Origin of the sequence: Methylomonas sp. 11b, from assembly GCF_000515215.1 — a bacterium.
In the GTDB taxonomy this organism is placed as follows: Bacteria; Pseudomonadota; Gammaproteobacteria; order Methylococcales; family Methylomonadaceae; genus Methylomonas.
Genome location: NZ_KI911557.1, coordinates 31,812 through 54,705 on the forward strand (window position 1 = coordinate 31,812; position 22,894 = coordinate 54,705).

Sequence of the window (22,894 nt, forward strand, 5' to 3'; positions counted from 1 at the left end):
AAACGATAAGGAATCTCGATGAGTCAATACAAAATTATTTTCACGGGCCCAGTAGGTGCCGGCAAAACGACTGCAATCAATGCCATTAGCGATGTGCCGCCGGTCAAAACCGATGCGGCCGCCAGTGATATGACAAAAAACCGTAAAGCATCCACTACGGTGGCTATGGATTACGGTGTGATGAATTTGGCGGGAGGCGAAAAAATTCACTTGTACGGCACTCCCGGCCAGGAACGTTTCGATTTCATGTGGGATATTTTAACCAACGGCGGCATCGGCTTAATTTTATTGCTAGACAACACGCGCGCGGACCCTTTTCAGGATATGCGTTTTTTTCTGGACGCGTTCGGTAAGTTTATCAACGATACCAGCGTAGCGATTGGGGTGACGCAAATGGATTTGAGTAGCACACCCTCAATAGAAGACTACCATGTGCAATTGCAGGGAGTTGGCTTGAAACCGCCGGTTTTTGCGGTGGATGCGCGGGAAAAGAATGACGTCTCTTTGTTGGTACAAGCCCTGTTATATTCCCTCGATCCTGGTTTGGCGGGCTAATCACGATGGAAAGATTTGATCTGATTAATGGGCTGTATCTCTATCCCACCCCCGCTGGTGCTTATTACGCCATATCGTCGCCGGAAACCGATAAACCTCGGCGGTTTTTAATCCGCTTGCTGCAACAGGAACAAACTCCGGCACTGACTATCGCGCAATTGCAAACATTGATGGAAATCGATGACGAGGACAAGGCCTTGCAATTGCTGTTGTATTGCCAAAAACTGGGCTGGGTGCAAGGCGTGGATACACCTTTGCAGGCGCCACACTCAGCGCTAGAGGAGATTTTGCCGGATTTGTTGGGAAAGATTTCCGAGAGCGGCAAAGTGCTATTGGCAGACGACCAAGGGTTTTACCTGGCTTGCAGCGGCTTTCCACATGAAGTAGCCGAAGAACTGTCCGCGCTCAGTGCAGAACTGGCGACCGTGCATAAACGCCGTTCCGGATTACTGATAAACAATATGGGCATATCCAGTCATGCCTGGGCCATCGTTGATCCTTTCGGTAACAGTCAAATCGGCTTCTGGCCGATGTTCGTCGGTAAGCACCGTTTCGTATTGGCGATAACCGGCGTACCGCATTTTAACCAGGCGGAGTTTGTAACCCTGGCCTGGGCTTTAATCACCCGCTATTTAACCAAAGCCGCTGACGCTTCCAACTAAGCGCATCGCAACACCACCCTTTATCAAAGAGGAATTACATTATGAAAGCAGACATGCTGACGTCGGTTTTAACTGAATTGAACGGCACTTCGGCGGATATAGAAGCATCCGGCGTGATTTCCACCGACGGTTTGATGATGGCGTCGGTGTTACCCGCCGGTATGGACGAGGATCGGGTGGGCGCTATGAGTGCGGCGATGTTGTCCTTGGGCGATAGAACTGCGCAAGAATTAAATCGCGGCAATTTGGAGCAGGTGTTGATCAAAGGTGCCCGGGGCTATGTGTTAATGACCTATGCGGGTAATGAAGCCGTACTCACCGTACTCGCCAAACCCAACGCCAAGCTCGGACTCATCTTTCTTGACGTGAAGCGTGCGGCGGAGAGTATTTCCGAAATGCTGTAAACCCTAACCGGCAACCCGGAGCAAATCATGATCGTTGATATGAAACCCGAAGACATCGTTGGCGAGTACCAGGAAGCAACGCTTACCTATTGCGATGGCAAATCCAGAAAAGTGCTATACACCGAGCTTGAAACGCCGTATCCCGATGGCAAGTTGATTGTTTCCACCACCACGCCGGATGGCATCATCAGCCACGTCAATCGCGCATTTGTGGAAATGTCCGGCTATACCGAAGCGGAGTTACTTGGCGCGCCGCATTGTATTCTCAGACATCCGGATATGCCGGCAGCCGCATTTAAAGACTTATGGGATACGGTATCACGCGGTGAAAAATGGCAAGGCTTTGTGAAAAACTTACGCAAGGATGGCGGTTATTATTGGGTAAAAGCTACGGTGATTCCCAATGTGCGCGCTGGTAAGGTGGTTGGCTACACCTCGGTGCGCCGCAAACCCTCGCGCAGCAAAGTCGATGAATGCATCGCGCTGTATCCGACACTTATTTAATTGGGGAGCATCATGTCTTACATGTTTACAGTTAGCCCGGATTTTGCCCCAGACCGCCTGTCGGGTTGGTATATTTTTAACACCTGGCTGCAAAAACAGAGCGCCGAAGCCATCCATTTGGAAATGTACAATCATTATCACGATCTACACCAAGCCATAGCCGAGGATAAGATCGATTTGATTTACGCCAATCCCTTCGATGCCGCCATGCTGGTCAGAGAGAAAGGTTTTTTGCCATTGGTGCGCGCCCAGGGTGAAGCCGACGAAGCGATCATTGCTGTTAACGCCGATAGCAATATTAACGACGTGGCGGATTTAAAGCCGAATACGCGTGTGGCATTCACCGACGATCCGGATGTGCGCCTGATGGGGATGATCATGTTGGAGCCCGCTGATTTGCATGCCGGCAATATCATCCCGCTGTTATCGGACAATCATGTGTTGGTGGCAAAACATCTGCTGAAAGGCGAGGCGGATGTCGGCATTATTCTCGCTGAGGCATACGACAACCTGTCCGGTATGATCAAAAAACAGCTGCGGATATTGGTGCGCAGTCAAATTAGCGTCATCTACCATTCTCTGATGATAGGTCCGAGATTGCGGAGTCGTCGCGACGACTTCCAAAAAATACTACTGGAGATGGACAAGGATGAAAAAGGTGGTGGTGTGTTGAACGCCTTAGGCTTCAACGCATGGCAACGGATCGAGGACGAAGAAATGGAGTTCATGATCGATTTGATGGACACCTTGAACACCTGATTTCATCCTAATGCATCAGTCAACCATAATCGATTTTCTGCGGCACGGCGAAGCCCGAGGCGGTTCGTGTTATCGCGGAGTCACAGACGATCCGCTTACCGAACGCGGTTGGCGGCAGATGTATAGCCAATGCGGGGAAGGGCAGTGGGACGTGGTGATCAGTTCACCGTTGCGCCGTTGCCGTTCCTTTGCCGCCGCCTGGTGCGAACAACAGCAACTGGACTTGTTGATCGAACCGGCATGGCGTGAAATTGATTTCGGCGCTTGGGAAGGCCAAACCGCCGAGCAAATTTCCAGCCGCTGGCCCGACGCACTTGCGGAATTTTATAAAGACCCCGTGAATTTCACCCCGCCCAATGCCGAAAGCTATCAAACATTCGCCGCCCGCGTGCGGCAGGGCTGGGAAAATTTATTGGTCGGCCAGGCCGGGCGGCGAGTGCTGGTGGTTACCCATGCCGGTGTGATCAGAGCAATATTCGCCGAAGCCTTCAATCTGCCGGTTACCCAAAGTTTTCATATCGATTTGCCGCACGCCTGTTTAACCCGTTTTACCAGCTTCGATGACGGTAAGGGGCGCTTCGTCCAGCTTAATTTTCACAAGCCGGGTTGATTCTTCTATACTGGCCTCACACTTGATTTAGGCGCGGCAATTTTGACCAATCGATTCCTACCCATCCATTTAGGCGCGCCGGGCGAAGAGATCAGCAAAAAAGATCTATATGCGGTTGCCCAACGATTCAAGCACTTCAATCAGTTGCGTTTGCAACATGTGCAAAGTTTTCTACAGCCGCGCCAGCAGGATTTCTTGAAGCTGCTGCCTTTACTGTTTCATCAAAACCATCCCTTGTTGCCCGGTTTCGTGTCGTTGGAAGGCCCGGCCGGTATTCCTGATTACACGCCCAACAAGCAGGCTACCGATGTTGCCAAACAGTTTTCGAAAGGCTTTGTCTACAAGCGCAAAGCCTTAAGACACTATCCTATCCAGGCTATTTTTTTAATGGGTAGCGTCGGTAGTATGGCGTTTTCGAAAAACAGCGATATTGATATTTGGCTTTGCCATTCATCCACTTTGGCAGCCGACGAATTAAACGAATTGCGGCAAAAAGCTCAGGAAGTGGAAAAATGGGCGGCGACCTTAAAAATTGAGACGCATTTTTTTCTTGTCGATGCGGCGCAGTTTTTGCGCGGCGAAAATACGCCGATCTCTAAAGAGAGTAGCGGCGAAACTCAACATTATCTGTTGTTGGAAGAGTTTTACCGCACCTCGATTTACATCGCCGGGCGGGTGCCGGTCTGGTGGTTGGTACCGCCGCAACAGGAAAAATACTACAAGCAATATGTTGCGCATTTGCTGGAGAACCGGTTTATTTCGGAAACCGACGTTGTCGATTTCGGTGGCCTAGAAGATATGCCGATGGCGGAATTCGTCAGCGCTACGCTTTGGCATATATACAAATCTTTGACGTCCCCGCATAAGTCCTTGTTGAAGCTGCTGCTGATGGAAAGTTACGCCAGTGAATTTCCCGAACCGCAGTGGCTGTGCCTGACATTAAAACAGGCGGTGTATCAAGGCGATTTCAGTGTCGAAAGCCTGGATCCATACTTGCTGATGTACCGCAAAGTGGATGCCTATCTGCGGCAAGCGCAGTCCAAGCGGCGGTTGAATCTGATTCGGGAATGTTTTTATATGAAAATCATGGCTGCCTCCGAAAATCTCACGGAGAACAGGGTACGTCTGCAACGTGAAGATTATCTGCACAGCGTGGCAAACCAATGGGAATGGCCGGACGATTTGTTGGACAATTTGGCCAGTCAAAAATTTTGGGACATTAAGAAAGCCAGTGTCGAGCACGTGGTGATTCGCGATCAACTGCAACAATGTCTGCGGATGATTTTAAAGTTTTCCGGTTTGCCATTGGATCAGGCGCAGCGCGAAAACAGAGACTTGAAATTGATCGGCCGGAAATTGCGGGCAACCCTGGATTTACGTCCCGACAAAATCGAAGTGCTAACCACCCGAACCACTGTACATGCCAAACCCGATCTGCTGGTGGTTGTTGAAGTCTTTACTGAAGACGCGCCGCCACGCTGGTGTCTATATGACGACAGAATTGCGTCGCAAAAAGCCTCCCCGGAAAGCGCTATTAAATCCGGCGATAGCTTACTCGAAGTTTTGTGCTGGGCGGTGGTAAACGGCTTATATAAAAAATCGCTCAATCTGCAACTGGTTACCTCCAGTCTTAAAATAGCCAGTAATGATTTATATCAACTATTTAATGAGTTGAATGCGTTTCTAAGCCGCTATTTGCCCGGCAGGGAGAACGATCTGGAGGTTTACGGCGAGCCGAATCGCATCGCGTCGTCGTTGTTACTGATAAATCTCGGCGAAAGTTTGGCTATCGACGCGAACAATCAACAATTAGTGATGAGCGAACGCTCGGACCCTTTAAGTTACGGTGACAGCCGCCAGTGTTTTATCCAGAGTATACAGCGCTTATCCGTATCCAATTGGGGTGAGGCCAGTTTGCAGCGCTATATAGGCATAGAGGGGGTTTTTAACTGCCTCGTCGATGTGTTTAACAACAGCGCCACGCCGTTGTCGGCCGATAAACTCCAAGTTCTATGTTACAACCCGGTGCGCGGCAAAAGCATCATCTTACGCATCGAAGCCTTGTTCGGCAATTTGCTAAAGTTTTTTGCCTCCGGTCGGGACGGCTTGCAGCGCTATATCGTGGCAGCTGAGACCGGTTATGGCTTGTTCCAACTTAGAAACGGCAGCCTGGGTTATTATCGGCTGGACACCCAAAACCAACTGTTACATGAATTAGCCAAACCGAATCCGCAATTTTCCGCAGTATTTTTTGATGCCTACGTACTGGATCAAACCTATATTCCGTCTTTATATACGCAGAATTTGGCTGATGTGATTCAGGTTTTTTATCATGCTACCAGCAAACACGTTGGTGTTTACGTGCTTGACGAAAAAGGCGCGCTGTTTGTCCATCAGCATAGCAATGCCAACCCAGAACATGTCGTCACCCACTATTCGGTGTTTTTGGGAACCTTGCTGGCGCGCGCGCAATTGCCGGATGGCTTGAGTGTAAAATTTTATGAAATCCAGCGTAATTCAGCGGGGGTGCTGTCTTGTCACGCTGTGCCGGTCAAACTTGGCGCCAGTGTGATGGATCTGAGAGTCCGGATAGCGACCGAGGAGGGCGGTGCTATTGCGATTTACTGTAACGAACACAAGTTTTCCGTTGCCAATGCCGACAGCTTCAAACCGATCCGCGCCCACATACTGGGCTATCGGAAAAACCACGACGACTATCCGTTTCACATCACTGAAATAGATGTGCCTTGTCGTCTGTTGGGCACAGACCGAAACGAGCAGTTACAGGCCGCCCATTTCCTAAACTACAAACAAAAAATAGAAGACAAACTAAATATTTAATATTTCAGGCCGTCAGCCGCTATTCAGCTCAAATCAATCGAGCTATGGGGGTTGCCATGATTATCCAGAATTCCGCCTTCCACCTGCAAAGCCAACATCAAGCGCAACAGATTAGCAAACGCAGCGAATCGCTGCGGGTCTGGATCGATAAGCCGGAAGATAACCCCGATAAAGTACGAAAGCATCGTCCCGAAACGGCACACGACAACATTCAAGATACCCTTGATCTCAGCCAGTCAGCGCAAACTTCTGCAACCGCAGCGCAAACCCTGGATACCGTTACATCACTTAATTCCAAAGATAATTTGTTGCTGCAAATCATTCGACGCATGGTCAAGGAGATTACCGGCCGGGATTTTGAATTATTCGCACCGGATCAACTAAAAGCGCAAGCCGATCCAGTGACTATTCAGGCGCCGCAGCAAGCACCGGCCGAATCTGCACCGGAGCGGGAAGGCTACGGGCTGGTATATCAAAAGTCCGAGTCTTATTTCGAAAGCGAAACGACCCGTTTTAGCGCCGAAGGCAGTATTACCACCAAGGATGGACAAACGCTGAGTTTTTCGGTGTCCTTGTCCATGAGCCGCAGCTTTTACACCGAATCCAATCTGAGTATCCGCGCAGGCGATGCGGTGAAAACCGATCCATTGGTCATCAATTTCGACGGCACAGCCGCGGAACTGAGCAGTAGCCGATTTCAATTCGATATCGATGCCGATGGTCGTTTGGATCAAATTGCCGGCTTGAAATCCGGCAGCGGTATGTTGGCATTGGACAAAAATCAGGATGGCCTGATTAACGATGGTTCTGAATTGTTCGGTCCGCGCAGCGGCAACGGCTTTGCCGATTTAGCGGTTTATGACGACGATAACAATCAGTTTATCGATGCTGGCGATGCTATCTACAAGCAACTGCGAATTTGGCAACGGCATGATGACGGGACTCAGCAATTATTGGCGCTGGGCGATAAAAATGTCGGCGCGATTTACTTAGGTCACCTGACTACGCCGTTTCAATTGAAAGATACGGCTAATCAAGCGCTGGGAGAAATAGCCAGTAGCGGCATCTATTTAACCGAACAAGGTAAAGCCGGCAGTGTGCAGCAACTTAATTTCCTGGCTTGAACCAACGATTCCACACCATTTCCCTCCGGCCGAGTCGGCGCAACTTTTCCGGCTTGGCCGAGCAGGGTCCCTCCATCCCGCGCCTGACACATCATCTGTCCGAATTCGATAATTGAACTAGACTTGCCCACAACTCAAAAGAATCTCGAAACAGTCATTTCACACTAACTTTTATGTTTAACCCGGCCCGCAAATATTGCCGTTCCCGAAAATTCAGATTGGATTGGCTTCTCTTTGTGTTCCATACGCCTACCCAAGCTGTGAGAACCTCCGTCGCCATTGATTAAAGGCTGGTTGATAGTCAAAGCCACTTACCGGAATCGGAATCTAACCGTCCGGAATGACAGGTTAATAGACATTGGATTACTCAAATCGCTGCTGATAAACCCCTATGAAAAAATATATTGCCGGATTTTTATTGTTGACTGGTCATGTCTGCGCCTTGCAGGCTGCATCCGAAGACGTACTTGAGCTAAATGTGGAAGATTTGCTGAATGTTGAAGTCACTTCAGTTTCCAAGAAAGCCCAAGCCTTAAACGATTCTGCCGCTGCAGTATTTGTGATTACTCACGATGATATCAAACGCACTGGAGCAACCAGCATTCCCGAAGCATTGCGTATGGCTCCGGGTCTTGACGTGGCGCGTATCGATTCGAACAAGTGGGCGGTCAGTTCTCGGGGCTTTAATGCCCGTTTCTCCAACAAGTTGCTGGTATTGATCGATGGTCGCAATACCTACAGCCGCATGTTTTCCGGCACCTATTGGGAAAACCAGGACGTGATGATGGAGGATGTCGAGCGGATTGAGGTGATTAGAGGGCCTGGTGCAACGCTGTGGGGTGCGAACGCGGTAAATGGCGTGATCAACATCATCACCAAGCACAGCTCGAAAACACAAGGCGGTCTGGTGGCGGCGGGCGGCGGTACTGAGGAGCAGGGGTTTGGTGCGTTTCGCTATGGCGGCAAACTGGGCGAGGATACCACTGGCCGGGTTTATGCGAAGGGGTTTAAACGCGATCAAAATACCAATGCGCAAGGCCACGGCGCCGGCGACGATTGGGACAAAGTACAGGGTGGGTTTCGCATAGATTCTCAGCTGTCGTCAGCGGACGAACTTAAATTTCAGGGCGATCTTTATCACAGCCATCTCAATCAAGTGTTGTCTAAGCCCAGTATTTTAGCGCCCTACAGTACAACTTTCCGTGATAAAGCCGAAGCTTACGGCGGCAATATCATGGGGCGCTGGCAGCACACGTTTTCCACCCAGTCCGACATATCCCTACAGTTGTTTTACGACTACTATCGACGCAATGAGGAGTGGATGTCCGAGGGGCGGGATACGTTTGACTTGGATTTTCAGCATCGCTTCGGCTTGTTTGATAGCCATGAATTGATTTGGGGGCTGGGTTACCAACTAACCTCGGATCGCCTTGAAAGTAGCACTATATTCAGCATGTCTCCTCTCCTGCCCACCGGAAAAATCAGTTATTCAGCGCATTCGTCCAGGATGAGATGGAATTGATAGACCAAACGCTGTGGCTGACCTTGGGCAACAAGTTCGAACATAACGATTTCACCGGTTTTGAAGGCCAGCCCACCGCCAGACTGATGTGGGCACCGGCTCTGAATCATCGGCTTTGGGCCGGAGTATCCAGAGCGGTGCGCACACCTTCGCGCGGCGAAGCGAATATGCGCTTGACGACGGCGGTTGTGCCGCCGTCGTCGCCATTTTTTATCCCGGTGGAACTAGCCCTGGAAGGTAATAGAAACTTGCGCAGTGAAGACGTGATTGCCTATGAAGTGGGCTATCGCACCACCATGATCAAATCCGTATCGGTGGACGTGACGGCGTTTTACAACGATTACGCGCACATGCGCAACGCTTCCCAAGGCGCCGTATATTTCGATCCTATTCGCGGTGTTTTGGTCCAGCCTTTGCCGTTTAGCAATAATTTAAAAGCCAAGACTTATGGTGTCGAAGTCTCGACTGTTTGGCAAATGCTGGACTGGTGGCGGTGGGACGCCAATTACAGCGTGCTTAAAACCGAAGTGCCGCAAACCGCAATGGCGGTGGTGGGCATCAGTCCGCAGCAGCGCATGAATTTACGCAGTGCGGTGAATATACGGCCGGATTTGGACTTTGATGTTTGGTTTCGCTACGTCGGCAACAATGCCGCAGCAACAGCTTCCGGCAACAGTTACATACCCGATTATGTGACGATGGACGCGCGCTTGGCCTGGCGTCCCGAACCTGATCTGGAAATATCATTGGTAGGTCAAAACTTATTAACTAATAGTCACTTGGAGTATCAACAGGAAAACTTGATACTGCCGACATTTATTGATCGGGGTATGTACGGCAAAATCAGTTGGAATTTCTAACGCCGCTGGCAGGTAGACTGTTTTGCATTTTTTCTATTTAATTGGATTGTTGTTGCGACGGATATGCAAAACGCAATAAAAATTTATCTGTTGGTATTAATGTTATTTAGTTCAAGCGCGTCTTGCGCGGCGCCGTTGGCGCTTGAGCAATATACGGTATTGGCTGCATTGACGCTTAATTTTGCCCGTTTTACGCAATGGCCGGAGCAGGCGTTTGCCAATTCCGGAAATAACCTGCAGGTTTGTTTGGTGGGGGACAATGCATTATTGCAATCTTTCGATTCAATTAGCGGTAAAGCGGTTGGGGATAGAGTGATTAAAATAATTAATTCGGACAAATTACGTAATTTAAGTCAATGTCATATTCTGTTTTTAAGCGAATTATCCAATAGTGTTTTGTCGCAAGTTTTTTTAGATACCAGGCAGTTCCCAGTGTTGACGATAGGTGAAGAAGCTGATTTTATTGGATCGGGAGGCATGGTGGCTATGGTGAATACCGATGGAAAAATACAGTTACATATCAATCTTTCCATGGTTAAAAGTTCGGGGCTAACGATTAGTTCCAGCCTTCTGCGCTTAGCGAAAATTGTCGGCGATAATTAGGAGAGATAATCGCATGTTTAAATGGTTTAATAATGCGCCTATCAAGATAAAGCTAGTATTTATTATGACTTTGATCGCTGTGTTGACGCTATTTTCGGCAAGCACTGCGATTGTTGTAAATGAATATTATGCCAAAAAGAAAGATACCGAGCAGCAGCTGGTATTAATTGCCAATATTATTGCATCGAATATTTCAGCGGCACTGGTTTTTGAAGATACTGTGTCGGCTAATACCATGCTGAATAGTATGAAAACCCGGGACAGTATATTAAATGCCGAATTATACGATAAGCAAGGCAAGTTATTTGCCGACTATCACTCGCAAAAACTCGGTGTTAGTCATTGGGATGCGGAAAAAGCTTCCGCGCTTTTAAACGATGCGCAATCCATTCCTAGCTCTGAAAGCGTATATGGTTTTATAGGCGAAGTTTTCGTTGATTGGTATGAGAACTTGTTTCCTACCAATAATATTGTCGGTAAGGCTGGCGAAAAAAACGTATTCAAATACGATGAGGAAAATAATCTGCATTTTGTCCGTTCGATAGAACTGGATGGCGACGTGGTGGGTGTATTGCATTTGGTGGATGACCAAAGCGGCTTCTACGCTATATTAAAAGCGTTTTATTCGACTATGGCTTTGATCGTGGTGTTTACCATGATCTTAATCGGTATTTTAACCACTAAATTGCAGCAAATATTTTTGGCACCCTTACTTAAACTGATGGACGCGATGCAGTCGGTGGGTCATGAGAAGAGTTTTTCGCATCGCATTAACAAGACCAGCAACGACGAATTCGGCGATTTAGCCGATGTGTACAATGCCATGCTGGCGGAAATCCAGTTCCGAGACGACCAACTGGCCATGCATCGCAATTCTTTGGAGCAACAGGTTGTCGAACGTACCCAGCAATTGGAAGAAAAAAATCAAGAACTGAGTATCAGCATCGCCGAAGCGCTATCCGCTAAAGAACAAGCCGAACAAGCCAGTAAAGCCAAGTCGCAATTTTTGGCAACCATGAGCCACGAGATCAGAACGCCAATGAACGGCGTATTGGGCATGACCGAGTTGTTGATGTCATCCGGTTTGGACGACAGGCAACGCCGATTTGCCGATACCGCCTATCGTTCCGCCAATTCGCTATTAAGCATCATCAATAATATTCTCGATTTCTCCAAAATCGAAGCCGGCAAATTACAGTTGATCGTTCAGGAATTCGATCTACGCCGCTTATTGGAAGACACCGTGGAAATGATGGCGGAGCAAGCCCACCGTAAAGGCTTGGAATTGATATTGAATCTTCCGCACCAAATGCACTTTATTGTGCAAGGCGATGCGGAACGATTACGGCAAGTGCTGGTTAACCTGCTGAGCAATGCCATCAAGTTCACCGAAGAAGGCGATGTACAGCTTAAGGTGAGTTTTCCGGAAAATGCGGCTCGCGATAAAGTCAGATTATTATTCGAAGTAATCGATACCGGCATAGGGGTTGCCGCGGAGCGCCAGGCGGAAATTTTCGATAGTTTCACGCAGTCCGACGGCAGCATAACCCGGCGCTATGGCGGTACCGGTTTAGGTTTGACCATTTCCAAGCAATTAGTCGAATTAATGGGCGGTAGTCTGGGGCTGGAAAGCAATATCGGCCGAGGTTCCCGGTTTTACTTTGACTTAGAATTGGGGTTGGGCATCCAGACCAACATCGAACGTGCCGATACCAGTGCTTTGGAAGGTCTGCACATCCTGGTAGTGGATGATAATGCGATAAACCGCGACATACTCCACGATCAAGTTTCGCTATGGGGCGCCCATGTCACGACCGTCGATAGCGGCCCCAGGGCGCTGAAGCTATTGGTCGAGGCGGCTACGTTAAATAATCCGTTTCAAGTAGCTCTGCTGGATTGGCATTTGCCGGTGATGGACGGCTTGACGCTCGCTAAGGCCATTCAACGCGACCAGCGTATTCCCAAACTGCCGTTGATCATGCTCAGCTCTGAAAATGTCAGCATTAAAACCGGCCTGACCCACGAATACGGCATCAGCTTTTATTTGAACAAACCGGTTTTCCAACAACGCCTGCTGAATTGCTTGCTGGAAATCGCCACGTTCGCACCCGTGGAGCAAACGGTGCCTTCCGCCGTTACGCCGGAGCAAATTAGGTTTTCAGGACGCATTTTGGTGGCTGAAGATAACTTGGTCAATCAGGAAGTGGTGAAAAGCTTTTTGGAAAGCATGGGCTGCACCGCGGAGGTGGTAGCAGACGGTCAGGAAGCGCTGCAAGCAGCCTGCCGGCGTCGGTATGACTTGATTTTGATGGATTGTCATATGCCGGTTATGGACGGCTTTTCGGCAACGACCAAAATTCGCGAGCATGAGCAAGCCACGGCCTCGACCAGAGTTCCCATTATTGCTTTAACCGCCGATGTGCAAAAAGGCATACACGATCAATGTGAAATGGTCGGAATGGACGGCTATTTAAGTAAACCGTTCAGTAAGGAACAACTGCGCCAGCTGTTGCTAAATTGGCTGCCAAATGCCGTGGATAATGTACTGGAGCGGGCGCCGCTGGAATATCAAGACGCAGTAATGTCAGACAACTGCACCCCCGGCCCGATTTGCCAGGCCGATCTAGCTCAGCTTCGGGATATTTACGATGCGAATGGGGTAAGTTTATTAAACAAAGCCATAGCACTCTATCTGCAAACCGCGCCGGAAACAGCCGAAAAACTTAGACAAGCCGCTACCGATGGGCAGGCGGATTTGTTAGCCGATATGGCTCACGCCCTCAAATCGTCCAGCGCCAATCTGGGTGCCAGGGACTTGTCCAAAACCTGCCGATTACTGGAAGCTGTCGGCCGCCAAGCAGATCTTGCAGCAATTCCGGCACTGCTGGCGGAATTCGAGGCGCAATTGCCGGAGGCTTTAGCCGAGTTGCGCGCTATTGCCAATGCCAGCACAGCGCAGCCCGATGTGCCGCAAGCCAGCATTGATAAGCGAGTAGCCGACCTGTCGCTGGAAGCCAAGCGAATTTTACTGATAGACGACGATCCAAACTTCAGATTGATTACCGGCGAGCAGTTAAAAGCCTCTGGATTCGACGTTGTGGAGGCCGAGAGTGGAGAAGCGGCACTACTGTTGTTGGAGACGGCTATTCCGGATCTGGTCATAGTGGACGCGATTATGCCCGGTATCGACGGTTTTGAAACCTGCCGGCGCATGTCGGCCAACCCCGCCATGACCGATGTCCCCATCATTATGTCTACCGGATTGGAAGACATCGAATCGATAAATCGGGCATTTAAGGTGGGCGCTACCGACTTTATCATCAAACCGCTTAACCATGTGGTGTTAATCCATCACATCCGTTTTTTACTGCGCTCCAGCCATGACACCGCGGAATTACGCAACAGTAAGCAGCAACTTTCCGCCGCGCAACGCATCGCCGGTTTGGGTTACTGGACCTGGGATCCGAAGCAAGATAAATTCGAAATCTCGCCGTTTCTAGCGGAAATGTGCCAAATGCCGGCCGACTACTTTCGCGGAGAGCTCAGCAACTATTTAAATTTAATCGAGGCCGCGGACCGCAAAATAGTGCAGACCTTGATAGAGGCCGCTGCCCAGGGCGAACAGGTAGAGTATGTGGAGTACCGGTTGCGGCCGGATCTGGAAAACCCAATCAGCGTCCGTCAGGATACGGCCATGATCAGCAGCGGACAGCACAGTTTTGTCACCGGCACGGTTCAGGATATTTCCAAGCAAAAGCAATCGGAACAAATTATCCACCAGTTGGCGTATTTCGATGAGTTGACCGGTCTGGCCAGCCGTGTGCATTATCACAAACGTATTCAACAGACCATCAAAGCCTCGGCGCGCGCCAAGCTGGAGTTTGCGTTTTTATTCCTGGATCTGGACGAGTTTAAGTATGTCAACGATAGCTTTGGGCACAACATCGGCGACCAGTTCCTGAAAGCCATAGCGCAACGCATTCAAAGCGTGGTGCGCGAAGAGGATTTTGCCGCGCGATTGGGCGGCGACGAATTTTGTATTATCGCCAGCAGCATTACGGACGAATTTCAGGCCATGGAAATTGCCGAACGTTGTTTGCAGGAAATCAACCGGCCTTTAATTCTGGACACCCACCATTTAAAGCCTCGTGTCAGTATCGGTATTGCTATTTATCCAAAAGATGGCGAGAACGAGCACGACCTGATGAAAGCCGCCGACACCGCCATGTACTCAGCAAAAAGTGCCGGCAAACAGCGCTACGCTTACTATCGGCCGGAGATGACGGGGCTGGCAATTAAGCGGATGCAAGACGAGCAAACCTTGTGGGATGCGCTGGAGCATCAGCAGTTGCAATTGTATTACCAGCCCCAGGTAAGTATGTTAGATGGGCGAATGATAGGTATCGAAGCCTTGGTGCGCTGGCGACATCCGCTGCGCGGTTTGTTGGGACCCAGCGAGTTTATTCCTTTGGCCGAGGCCTTGGGTTTGATCGGTAAAATTAGCGACTGGGCTATTCAACAGGCTTGCGAGCAATTAATCGCTTGGCAAAAACAAGGGTTGCCGTTACTCACTACGGCTGTCAACGTCTCGGCAAGTCATTTCCGCGATCCGCAATTCCCGTTTACGTTGCGGGAAATCCTCAAACATACGCAATTGCCGGCTCACTATTTGCAAATCGAAGTCACGGAAAGTGCCATGCAAACTGCCGCAGACCTGGAGATTTTTAAAAAACTGAAGGGGATAGGGGTGAAAATCGCGATAGACGATTTCGGTACCGGCTTTTCGTCGCTGGCGTCGCTGAAGCAGTTGCCGGTGGATTGCCTGAAAATCGACCGCACCTTTGTTCAGGATGTGTTGTTCAATCCGCAAACCCCGATTCTGCTCGGTACGATTATCGGCATGGCTAACGCGATGAATTTCTCGCTGGTGGCGGAAGGCGTCGAAACGATAGAGCAAGCCATGGTGATGAGCGGTTTGGGCTGCCAAGTGGTGCAAGGCTATTTGTTTAGCCAACCTCTGACCGCCGCCGAAGTGCCGGCCATGTTTGACAAAGATTTCCGGCTGGAATTTATTCGGGCGAAATAAGCCCCCTAACGACAGACAAGTAAACGATTATGACTGATCTTGAATTGCCGGAACGGTTCGCAGATATTAAGCGGCTACCTTCTTTGCCGCATGATGTTCATCAAGTCGTTAAAGCCTTGTCCGACGACAATCTGGATTATGCCCGGTTAGCCAAGATTCTGGCGGGGCATGCGACTATCTCGTCCCGATTGATTGCCTTGGCCAATTCGGCCTGGTTTAACAACTCCAGCGAACCGGTGACGTCATTGGAAAGAACCTGTTTGAAACTGGGTTTGAATATTGTCCGGGGCGTCGGTATAGGTTTGTCGGTGATGAAGCCGTTTAATGTCAGGGATTGCCGAAGTTTCGATATTAAACGCTATTGGATCAGTACCATGCTGGTGGCGCACGCTGCCCGTGCGCTGGCCGACGAGCTTGCGGCGGAGCGAGGCCAGGAGCAATTAGCGCAAACCGTGCATACCGGCGGCATACTGCACAACATCGGCTTGCTGTGCATGGCCGACATCATGCCCGAAGAAACCCATCAGGCCCTGCGTTTTAAACAAGCCAATCCCGAATTGGATTTGAATCAAGCCCTACGTAAATTGCTGCATACCGATTATTGCGAAGTAGGGGCGCATCTGACTCTCTCCTGGGGAATACCCGAAGCGTTGGTGGCGATTATTCGGTACCATCGTAACCCGGGTTATCAAGGTAGCTATTGGCGGCAGGCGGCTTTAGTCGGCGCTGCGACGCAAATGGTAGGTAGTGTGTTCGACAATAAAGAGATGTGGCCGGTCTCGGCGTTCGAGAAACTGGCCATCAGCCCGGCTTGTCAGGCTGAAATATTTGCCGACCTGCAAACCCAATATCTAAAAACTCAGGAATTAGCAAAAGTGCTGTTTCGTTAAGAAGTGTCTCAGAAACAAGTCCTACACAACTACTTTAGTCTTTTTATACGCCTGATTCGGCCGTACATCTTTTGCAAAAAGCTGTTTGCAGCTGGGATCACTACCCTAAAAATTGCCTGGGCCACGCGTCTTAATGCCGTTATGCAAGCAGTGGTTGCTGCGCCAGTGACCCGTGCCAGGTCTACTTCTCGATCCGCAACAAAGCCATGCCGGTACAACCAATGTATTAATCCGCTTAAAAACAGGCATGTCGGCGTCAATCCCACAAAAAACCACAGCAAACGGCCGCTTTCACCAAAGGCTTCGCCGGTATGGAGTGGCCAAAGCCAGGTAGTAAATGTTTGCCCGGCCGAGAATTTGTTGGGGTTTTGCACATCGCGAATTTGCCCGCTCCAGCGGTCTACCCAGACCGTCGTGAACGGATGGTGTTGATTGATCTCGTTGAGTTGCCGTAAATTGATCCGATACGTCCCCAACTCGCCAACCGGTGTAGTAATACGCCGGACTTCCGAACTGGGAAACGGCCCGCGCGCCACTAAGATTGCTTCCGACAGACTGGTCGGCCGGTCATTGGGTATGGCACTGCTGCGCACATTGGGTCCGGCGTCACCATGTCCCATGCCGGACGCGGCGGTCAGGTTTTCCAGCAGGGTAGGATAAGCCAGATGAAAACCGGTAAAGGCCAGCAAGATTAAAAATCCCGAGCTGGCTACTCCCAGTAGTCGGTGTAAATCAAACAATAGCCGCATCAAGCCAGTGTTTTGACTTACCGAAAAGGCGCGGGGCAACGCTCGCCAGCCTGGCCACCACAAGTACAAGCCGCTGAAGACCGACAACATTAATAAACCGCCTACAACCGCTAACGCATTCCGGCCAAAGCCGTCCAATTGCAATTGGGTATGTAGGTCCAACAGCCAGGTTGTTAGCGTCTGCCCCCATAGCCGGCTGTCGACAACCTGGCCAGTGTAGGGATTGACCGAGACCATCAACGGTGCATAAAAAGCGCCCACGCTTTCCTTGGGCTTTTCAAACCAGGCGGTGATCATGCCGTCCGGCGTTCGCGGCATTTCCAGTGTCCAGGCGCCGTGCCGATCCGGTTGGGCTGCGCGTACCGCAGCGACGATTTTGTCCGGCGATAAAGCAGGTGATTGTGGGGTATCGACGCGTAATTGCGGATTGAGCAAGCTATCCAATTCTTCCCGGTAAATACTCAAACTGCCGGTCAAGCCGATGAGCGCGAAGATGAGCCCCAAACATAGTGCCAAATAAACATGGCATAAGCGCCACCATTTGCGGGCATTGAGGATAAAGCGCGGGCGGACAATCAACGGGTAATGGGTCTCTGGCATTAGGTAAACAGTTGGCGTTTTAGCGACAGTCCGCCTGCTGAGCAGCCGTAGACGCTATCAATTAAAAAACAAAATTTGCCGGGCACGGCAGCTGGCTATTTTGCAGGATTAATGTAACAACAACCAGCCCGCGACAGCCGTTGCAGGGCGGACAAGTTTAAAAAATGGACTAGACTGCGTGAAATACGTTAGGCGGCGGAGTTTGTTTGGTAGAAAAACATGGGGTGGTTAGTAAAGGATAAACTTCGGTTGGAGACACAATGAATGCGACCAGTTTGCTATTTCTGGCCGGAATTGTTGCGGTCCAACAATTCAGCCGCTTGCCGAATCTGTTTGAGTTTATCGGTTTAGGTGGAAGCTGCTTGCTGTTGATGTACCGGCGAAATTGGCGATTTTTCGCGTTGCTGGCCGGGGTGTTGTGGGCGAGTATATTCGGCAGCTGGCGGCTGTCCCAACAATTACCCGACGCCTATCAAAACCAGGAAGTGAAGGTTCAAGGCTATATTGCCACTCTGCCGCAACAACAAGGGCAGCGGACCAATTTCGATTTTATTGTCACGGCGCCGTCTGGCGATTTTCCGGATAAAATTCGTCTGAGTTGGTATTACCCGCAATTTAACTTGGCTGCCGGCCAAAGCTGGGAGTTTTACGTAAAACTGCGTAAACCGCACGGCCGCCTCAATCCCGGCGGCTTTGACTTCGAAGCCTGGTTATTTGCCAACCATATCGGCGCGACGGGTTATGTGCGCGACAAACCTGCGCCGCAACTTACGAGTATCTCGCCGAGTATCGGTCAATATTTTGCCCGGTGTCGGCAGGTAATTGCTGAACGACTGGATGCGGCTTTGCCCGGCAGTGCGCAGTTAGGCATCATAAAAGCACTGACTATCGGCAGCCAAAACGCGATCACCCAACAGCAATGGCAAGTGTTCAGAATCACGGGTGTTGTGCATTTAATTGTGATTTCCGGCTCTCATATTAGTTTGATCGCCGGCCTGATTTATCTTTGGACCAGGCGGCTTTGGGCCTGGACTGGGGTGCTGAGTATTTCGCCGCAACGGGCCGCCGCTTTGTGCGCTTGGCTAGCTGCGGTGTTTTACGCCGGTCTGGCGGGATACTCGGTCCCAACCCTGCGAGCTGTAATTATGCTCAGCGTAGCTCTTGCGGCAATCGCTTGGCAGCGTAATATCGCGGCTATGCGAATTTTATTGCTGGCGTTGTTGGCCGTATTGCTGTTCGATCCTTTGGCCGTGTTATCGGTCGGTTTTTGGTTATCATTTTTGGCAGTGGCATTGTTGATTTACGTGTCGGTGGGGCGATTGGGCAGACCCTCGTACTGGCGCGAAGCCGGCGGCGCGCAATTAGCCACAGCAGTGGGCTTATCGCCGTTATTGATCGTGTTTTTTCAGCAGGTATCGTTGATATCGCCTATCGCCAATTGGTTTGCGGTGCCGGTTATCGGCATATTGATCGTACCGCCGGCACTGCTGGCGGTGGTGTTACTGTTCATCTGGCCCGCGTTGGGTGCGCTGTTGCTACAACTCCTGGACTATATCCTGCAAGGGTTGTGGTGGGTGCTTTCGTACATGGCCGAATTGCCCTTAGCCAGCATTTATTGCCTCCCGCCGCCCTGGTATGCCGTTGGATTCGCGTCCATCGGTGTACTCCTGCTGTTGGCGCCACGCGGCTTTCCATGCCGGTATTTAAGTCCGTTACTATTTTTTCCGCTGATATTCGTGCAGGTCGAAAAACCCAAACCCGGCGAAGCCTGGCTGACGGTGCTGGATGTGGGCCAAGGTTTAGCGGCCGTGCTACAAACTGCGGAACATACTCTGGTATTCGATACCGGTGCGCGTTATTCGGAATACTCCGATACGGGCGATTCAGTGGTTTTGCCGTTTTTACGCGAGCAAGGTATCGCTAAAGTCGATAGCTTGGTGATTAGTCACGGCGACAACGATCATAGTGGCGGCGCCGAGTCGATACTTGCCGAATTGCCGGTGAACAAGACCGCTAGTAGCGTTCTTGAATGGGCCGCACGCGAACACGGCGAGTATTGTCGGGCCGGCCAAACCTGGCGTTGGGATGAGGTAACATTCAAGGTGCTGTCCCCTCCGGAAAGTGGATTCGTCGGCGATAATGATAACTCCTGTGTATTACAAGTAAGCACCGCACGGCAGCATTTTTTGCTGACTGGCGACATCGAACAAGCGGCTGAAGATTGGTTGGTGCGCGAGTACGGTGAAGAACTTGCCAGCGATGTATTGCTGGCGCCGCACCACGGCAGTAAAACCTCTTCAAGCCGTGCTTTGCTTGAAAAAGTTAATCCCACGCTTATTTTGATTCCCGCCGGTTATAAAAACCGCTTTGGCTTTCCGCACCCGCAGGTTATCGAACGCTATAAACAACTTGGCATAGCTTGGTTCAATACGGCCGAGCAGGGCGCTATTTCAGTGCGCACTGGATATGAAAAGATTCAGCCCAAAGCAGAGCGAGTAAAGCGGCAACGCTATTGGCGGACACCCGCTCCGAATCGGCAGAGTATTGATGTCAGATAAATTTTGCCGTGTCGGCGTTTCTGCCTATACTCTCAGGACCGAAATATGGAGCATTGCAGTGGAGAATGATAACCGTACCAGAATACGTTTTAATCCTGAAGGACTCGTGGCGCACATCATTATCGAACCGCCACCGCCCGGCGGTGAAATCATCATCGATGGCCAGGTCGTCGATATGAGTTACAGCGGCATTAAAATTCGTTTGAAAGAACCCCTGGGGCAAGCAGTGGAAGAGGCCGAGTTGCGGATTTCCATCATCCTGCCGGAATCGAGGGTAGCGATGTCGATACACGGCAACATCAAACATATCCGTGAAGACCGCGAATGCGGCTTGCAATATAACCCGAACAAACACAGCGAAGACGAATTTGACGATCTGATGTTCGAATGCGTCAAGCTGGCTCCGCAGCGTAAAGATTAATCGGGGGCGTAATGAGCGCGTTCATTCTGTCTTTACGGTCATTCTGGCGCCACCTCAACGGCGATGCCGCTTATGAACGCTATCTGCGACACTGGCACGAACATCACGCGGAACAGCTTCCACCGTTAAGTAGAAAAGCGTTTTTTGCCGCTGAAACGCAGCGTAAATGGAATGGCGTGAAGCGGTGTTGCTGAATTTAATTGTTGCTTGAATTGCTGGCACCAAAAGTTGTCGGACTACTTTAAGATCCGATGCGGTTATTACAGCCATGGAATAGTAAGCCGGAAGGCAATAAAAAGGCTCAGGTTTTTCAACCCAAGCTTCTATAGTCATTGGTGACAGTTCGAACCCGCGACCGGCTGATTACAAAGCCTAACATTAAAGGCGATAACCTTAAATATCAATAACTTGCCGGCTTCGCTTATACCAGCCCTACCTCATTCACACTTGAGTTGCAGGGCTCGAATAACATGCGCTGGTACAATTTTGGTACAGCACACAAACGTTAGATTAGCTCAGTTGTTGATTTGATCTTGGGCGGAGCGACCCACGGCTATCTGGTTGCGTAGCTTTTGAATTGGTCATATAGCTTTTCTCATTGCCGACCGAAAAAAAGATAGCCATAGAAAAACAGAGAAAATTCCAGAGCTTACTGACTATAAGCTGGGTGTCTGGAATGACAATCATCGGCAAAACCTTATGTTGCCGTAAAACTGATATGTGGCCTCTAAACAATTTCTGAGAACTTGCAGGTCAAAAAACGCATCTAAACTTGTGGTGAAAATAGCTGCTGTTAGTTATGATGTAGAAAAAAATGCTACTACTTAAGTACAGCTAACAATTGCTGCTAATTTGTACAGAAAAAAGCTGCTAATAAAATTGACACTTCCGTTTACCGGACAACTTAAATGACGTTACAGCCAAATACAATTGAAAATCAGCTCATTGACGAACTTTGCCACTACATAGCTGATGGTAGAGTTCCTTCCGAGTTTGAAGTTGCTAGGTTAAAACGGGAAGCATCTAAAATCAAAGGTGGCAATCACGCATCTTATGCCTGTATCTTAGGGATGATTGCATGCTTGGACAATGATGTAGAAGAATGCAAAAAACAGCATGAGTTAGCTATCCGCTTAGAAAGCTCGGCCTCCAACTATGATGCTTATTGCACATCTCTGTACAATATTGGATGTATCTTTGAAAGTTATCAATGGGCGGAAAAAGGCTTGACTCGGTTTCCTTACGCTCCTCAACTTCTTGAAAAGGCAATTAAAGCAGCTTATTTTCTCTGTTTGTTCGATAAAGTGGTAGAGCACTATCAATCATTGATTCCACTACAACTACCTATGGTTGACAGAGAAACGCAAGGTTTTTTCGAAAACGCAGAAGTGGTTTTGAGCCTAGGCATTCCTATAGATAGTCTTCATATGCTTTCCAATATTCTGGAAAGCATTCGCCTTAAACACCATTTTGACATCAGAACCTTGGATCTTTCTTTGATTGATACAGAAGAAACTCAAGAACTATTTAGCTGGATAGGAACGTCCTCGAATGTTGACGCAACAATCGAGATGAATATGGAGTTGTGCGAAATGCTGGCCTGTCAACCTAACATCGATCTCGGTAACATGACAGTTGCGTTCAGAGCTTGCCAGAACTAATGCCAATCGACAAATGGGAATTTTTACAATTCGCAAAAGCTTTGCCTGATGACAGTGAAATTCAAATAAGAAACTCGATAAGCCGCGCTTATTATGCGGCATATCATCACTGTCTCGATGTCTACAAGATGGATAGCTCTGCAGACGGCGGTGTTCATGCAAAGCTAATTTCAGGGTTAGTCAAAAGCCCTGACACTAATGATAAAAAAATCGGTTACATCCTTAAGCAATTGAGAGCATTAAGAACAACCGCTGATTATGATCTGTCATCTACAGTTACCGCAAATGACAAGTACACAACCGTATCGCAAACAGAAAGATTGATCGACATATTGCCGAAATAACTCTATGTTTCGGTAATGCCGCCAGCCTAGTATTCAATCAGACTCTGTTCAGACACCCTAAACTGCTGCTTTCCGAAGTTTACCTTACGTTTAGCATGAATTGTTGACCGATGGTTAATGGCGGCTCGGTGCATTCGACTC

Annotated in this window: 19 protein-coding genes; 18 read left to right on the plus strand and 1 reads right to left on the minus strand. The window is 49.6% G+C overall.

The features are described from left to right. Positions 1–18: 18 nt before the first annotated feature. The 13 genes from METH11B_RS0100170 to METH11B_RS0100230 all read left to right on the plus strand — a co-directional run bounded on the left by METH11B_RS0100170 (position 19) and on the right by METH11B_RS0100230 (position 16,420). The gene (locus tag METH11B_RS0100170) at positions 19–555 is read left to right on the plus strand and encodes a GTP-binding protein (RefSeq protein WP_020481942.1); all 537 of its coding nucleotides are present in this window, start codon (positions 19–21) and stop codon (positions 553–555) included. Positions 556–560: 5 nt separating this feature from the next. Next, positions 561–1,217: a hypothetical protein gene (locus tag METH11B_RS0100175; RefSeq protein ID WP_026600216.1), complete on the plus strand. Its 657-nt coding sequence runs from the start codon at positions 561–563 to the stop codon at positions 1,215–1,217. 41 nt (positions 1,218–1,258) lie between these two features. After that, the gene (locus tag METH11B_RS0100180; protein ID WP_020481940.1) at positions 1,259–1,621 is read left to right on the plus strand and encodes a roadblock/LC7 domain-containing protein; all 363 of its coding nucleotides are present in this window, start codon (positions 1,259–1,261) and stop codon (positions 1,619–1,621) included. A 27-nt stretch (positions 1,622–1,648) separates the two neighbouring features. Further along, positions 1,649–2,125, plus strand: coding sequence for a PAS domain-containing protein (locus METH11B_RS0100185; protein ID WP_026600217.1), 477 nt, complete (start codon positions 1,649–1,651; stop codon positions 2,123–2,125). A 12-nt stretch (positions 2,126–2,137) separates the two neighbouring features. Further along, the gene (locus METH11B_RS0100190) at positions 2,138–2,884 is read left to right on the plus strand and encodes a phosphate/phosphite/phosphonate ABC transporter substrate-binding protein (RefSeq protein ID WP_036275496.1); all 747 of its coding nucleotides are present in this window, start codon (positions 2,138–2,140) and stop codon (positions 2,882–2,884) included. 10 nt (positions 2,885–2,894) lie between these two features. Beyond that, positions 2,895–3,494: a histidine phosphatase family protein gene (locus METH11B_RS0100195; RefSeq protein WP_026600219.1), complete on the plus strand. Its 600-nt coding sequence runs from the start codon at positions 2,895–2,897 to the stop codon at positions 3,492–3,494. Positions 3,495–3,536: 42 nt separating this feature from the next. Next, a complete protein-coding gene (locus METH11B_RS0100200; protein WP_026600220.1) occupies positions 3,537–6,335 on the plus strand; it encodes a class I adenylate cyclase in 2,799 nt (932 codons plus the stop codon). 56 nt (positions 6,336–6,391) lie between these two features. Further along, a complete protein-coding gene (locus tag METH11B_RS0100205) occupies positions 6,392–7,459 on the plus strand; it encodes a hypothetical protein (protein WP_036276470.1) in 1,068 nt (355 codons plus the stop codon). Between the two features lie 391 nt (positions 7,460–7,850). Further along, complete coding sequence (locus METH11B_RS28935) at positions 7,851–8,981, plus strand: TonB-dependent receptor plug domain-containing protein (protein WP_026600222.1); 1,131 nt, start codon at positions 7,851–7,853, stop codon at positions 8,979–8,981. Next, entirely contained in the window at positions 8,972–9,841 is an 870-nt protein-coding gene (locus METH11B_RS28940) for a TonB-dependent receptor plug domain-containing protein (protein WP_026600223.1), read from the plus strand. Before METH11B_RS28935 ends, METH11B_RS28940 begins: the two co-directional genes overlap by 10 nt. 63 nt (positions 9,842–9,904) lie before the next feature. Further along, a complete protein-coding gene (locus METH11B_RS0100220; RefSeq protein ID WP_026600224.1) occupies positions 9,905–10,444 on the plus strand; it encodes a YfiR family protein in 540 nt (179 codons plus the stop codon). 13 nt (positions 10,445–10,457) lie between these two features. Further along, the gene (locus METH11B_RS0100225; protein ID WP_026600225.1) at positions 10,458–15,530 is read left to right on the plus strand and encodes a response regulator; all 5,073 of its coding nucleotides are present in this window, start codon (positions 10,458–10,460) and stop codon (positions 15,528–15,530) included. A gap of 29 nt (positions 15,531–15,559) precedes the next feature. Next, positions 15,560–16,420 (plus strand): HDOD domain-containing protein, encoded by an 861-nt coding sequence (locus METH11B_RS0100230; protein ID WP_020481931.1) that lies wholly within the window; start codon positions 15,560–15,562, stop codon positions 16,418–16,420. Between the two features lie 29 nt (positions 16,421–16,449). On the opposite strand, the gene METH11B_RS25865 is transcribed toward METH11B_RS0100230, so the two are convergent. Further along, a complete protein-coding gene (locus tag METH11B_RS25865; RefSeq protein ID WP_026600226.1) occupies positions 16,450–17,769 on the minus strand; it encodes a PepSY-associated TM helix domain-containing protein in 1,320 nt (439 codons plus the stop codon). 260 nt (positions 17,770–18,029) lie between these two features. Between METH11B_RS25865 and METH11B_RS0100240 the strand changes: the two genes are divergently transcribed. The 5 genes from METH11B_RS0100240 (at position 18,030) to METH11B_RS0100255 (ending at position 22,753) form a co-directional block, all read left to right on the plus strand. Next, complete coding sequence (locus METH11B_RS0100240) at positions 18,030–20,327, plus strand: DNA internalization-related competence protein ComEC/Rec2 (protein WP_026600227.1); 2,298 nt, start codon at positions 18,030–18,032, stop codon at positions 20,325–20,327. 106 nt (positions 20,328–20,433) lie between these two features. Continuing rightward, positions 20,434–20,748, plus strand: a complete 315-nt coding sequence (locus tag METH11B_RS0100245) for a PilZ domain-containing protein (protein ID WP_231499555.1) — start codon at positions 20,434–20,436, stop codon at positions 20,746–20,748. Between the two features lie 11 nt (positions 20,749–20,759). After that, a complete protein-coding gene (locus tag METH11B_RS28195) occupies positions 20,760–20,942 on the plus strand; it encodes a CstA-like transporter-associated (seleno)protein (RefSeq protein ID WP_081733713.1) in 183 nt (60 codons plus the stop codon). Between the two features lie 714 nt (positions 20,943–21,656). After that, a complete protein-coding gene (locus tag METH11B_RS0100250) occupies positions 21,657–22,409 on the plus strand; it encodes a hypothetical protein (RefSeq protein WP_026600229.1) in 753 nt (250 codons plus the stop codon). Continuing rightward, a complete protein-coding gene (locus METH11B_RS0100255; protein ID WP_026600230.1) occupies positions 22,409–22,753 on the plus strand; it encodes a hypothetical protein in 345 nt (114 codons plus the stop codon). Before METH11B_RS0100250 ends, METH11B_RS0100255 begins: the two co-directional genes overlap by 1 nt. The last annotated feature ends 141 nt before the right edge of the window (positions 22,754–22,894 follow it).

What these genes read in the sequence shown, in the direction of transcription:
- METH11B_RS0100170 (WP_020481942.1), top strand. Translation starts at nt 19, where the DNA reads ATGAGTCAATACAAAATTATTTTCACGGGCCCAGTAGGTGCCGGCAAA.
- METH11B_RS0100175 (WP_026600216.1), top strand. Translation starts at nt 561, where the DNA reads ATGGAAAGATTTGATCTGATTAATGGGCTGTATCTCTATCCCACCCCC.
- METH11B_RS0100180 (WP_020481940.1), top strand. Translation starts at nt 1,259, where the DNA reads ATGAAAGCAGACATGCTGACGTCGGTTTTAACTGAATTGAACGGCACT.
- METH11B_RS0100185 (WP_026600217.1), top strand. Translation starts at nt 1,649, where the DNA reads ATGATCGTTGATATGAAACCCGAAGACATCGTTGGCGAGTACCAGGAA.
- METH11B_RS0100190 (WP_036275496.1), top strand. Translation starts at nt 2,138, where the DNA reads ATGTCTTACATGTTTACAGTTAGCCCGGATTTTGCCCCAGACCGCCTG.
- METH11B_RS0100195 (WP_026600219.1), top strand. Translation starts at nt 2,895, where the DNA reads ATGCATCAGTCAACCATAATCGATTTTCTGCGGCACGGCGAAGCCCGA.
- METH11B_RS0100205 (WP_036276470.1), top strand. Translation starts at nt 6,392, where the DNA reads ATGATTATCCAGAATTCCGCCTTCCACCTGCAAAGCCAACATCAAGCG.
- METH11B_RS28935 (WP_026600222.1), top strand. Translation starts at nt 7,851, where the DNA reads ATGAAAAAATATATTGCCGGATTTTTATTGTTGACTGGTCATGTCTGC.
- METH11B_RS28940 (WP_026600223.1), top strand. Translation starts at nt 8,972, where the DNA reads ATGGAATTGATAGACCAAACGCTGTGGCTGACCTTGGGCAACAAGTTC.
- METH11B_RS0100220 (WP_026600224.1), top strand. Translation starts at nt 9,905, where the DNA reads ATGCAAAACGCAATAAAAATTTATCTGTTGGTATTAATGTTATTTAGT.
- METH11B_RS0100225 (WP_026600225.1), top strand. Translation starts at nt 10,458, where the DNA reads ATGTTTAAATGGTTTAATAATGCGCCTATCAAGATAAAGCTAGTATTT.
- METH11B_RS0100230 (WP_020481931.1), top strand. Translation starts at nt 15,560, where the DNA reads ATGACTGATCTTGAATTGCCGGAACGGTTCGCAGATATTAAGCGGCTA.
- METH11B_RS25865 (WP_026600226.1), bottom strand. Translation starts at nt 17,769, where the DNA reads ATGCCAGAGACCCATTACCCGTTGATTGTCCGCCCGCGCTTTATCCTC.
- METH11B_RS0100240 (WP_026600227.1), top strand. Translation starts at nt 18,030, where the DNA reads ATGAATGCGACCAGTTTGCTATTTCTGGCCGGAATTGTTGCGGTCCAA.
- METH11B_RS28195 (WP_081733713.1), top strand. Translation starts at nt 20,760, where the DNA reads ATGAGCGCGTTCATTCTGTCTTTACGGTCATTCTGGCGCCACCTCAAC.
- METH11B_RS0100250 (WP_026600229.1), top strand. Translation starts at nt 21,657, where the DNA reads ATGACGTTACAGCCAAATACAATTGAAAATCAGCTCATTGACGAACTT.
- METH11B_RS0100255 (WP_026600230.1), top strand. Translation starts at nt 22,409, where the DNA reads ATGCCAATCGACAAATGGGAATTTTTACAATTCGCAAAAGCTTTGCCT.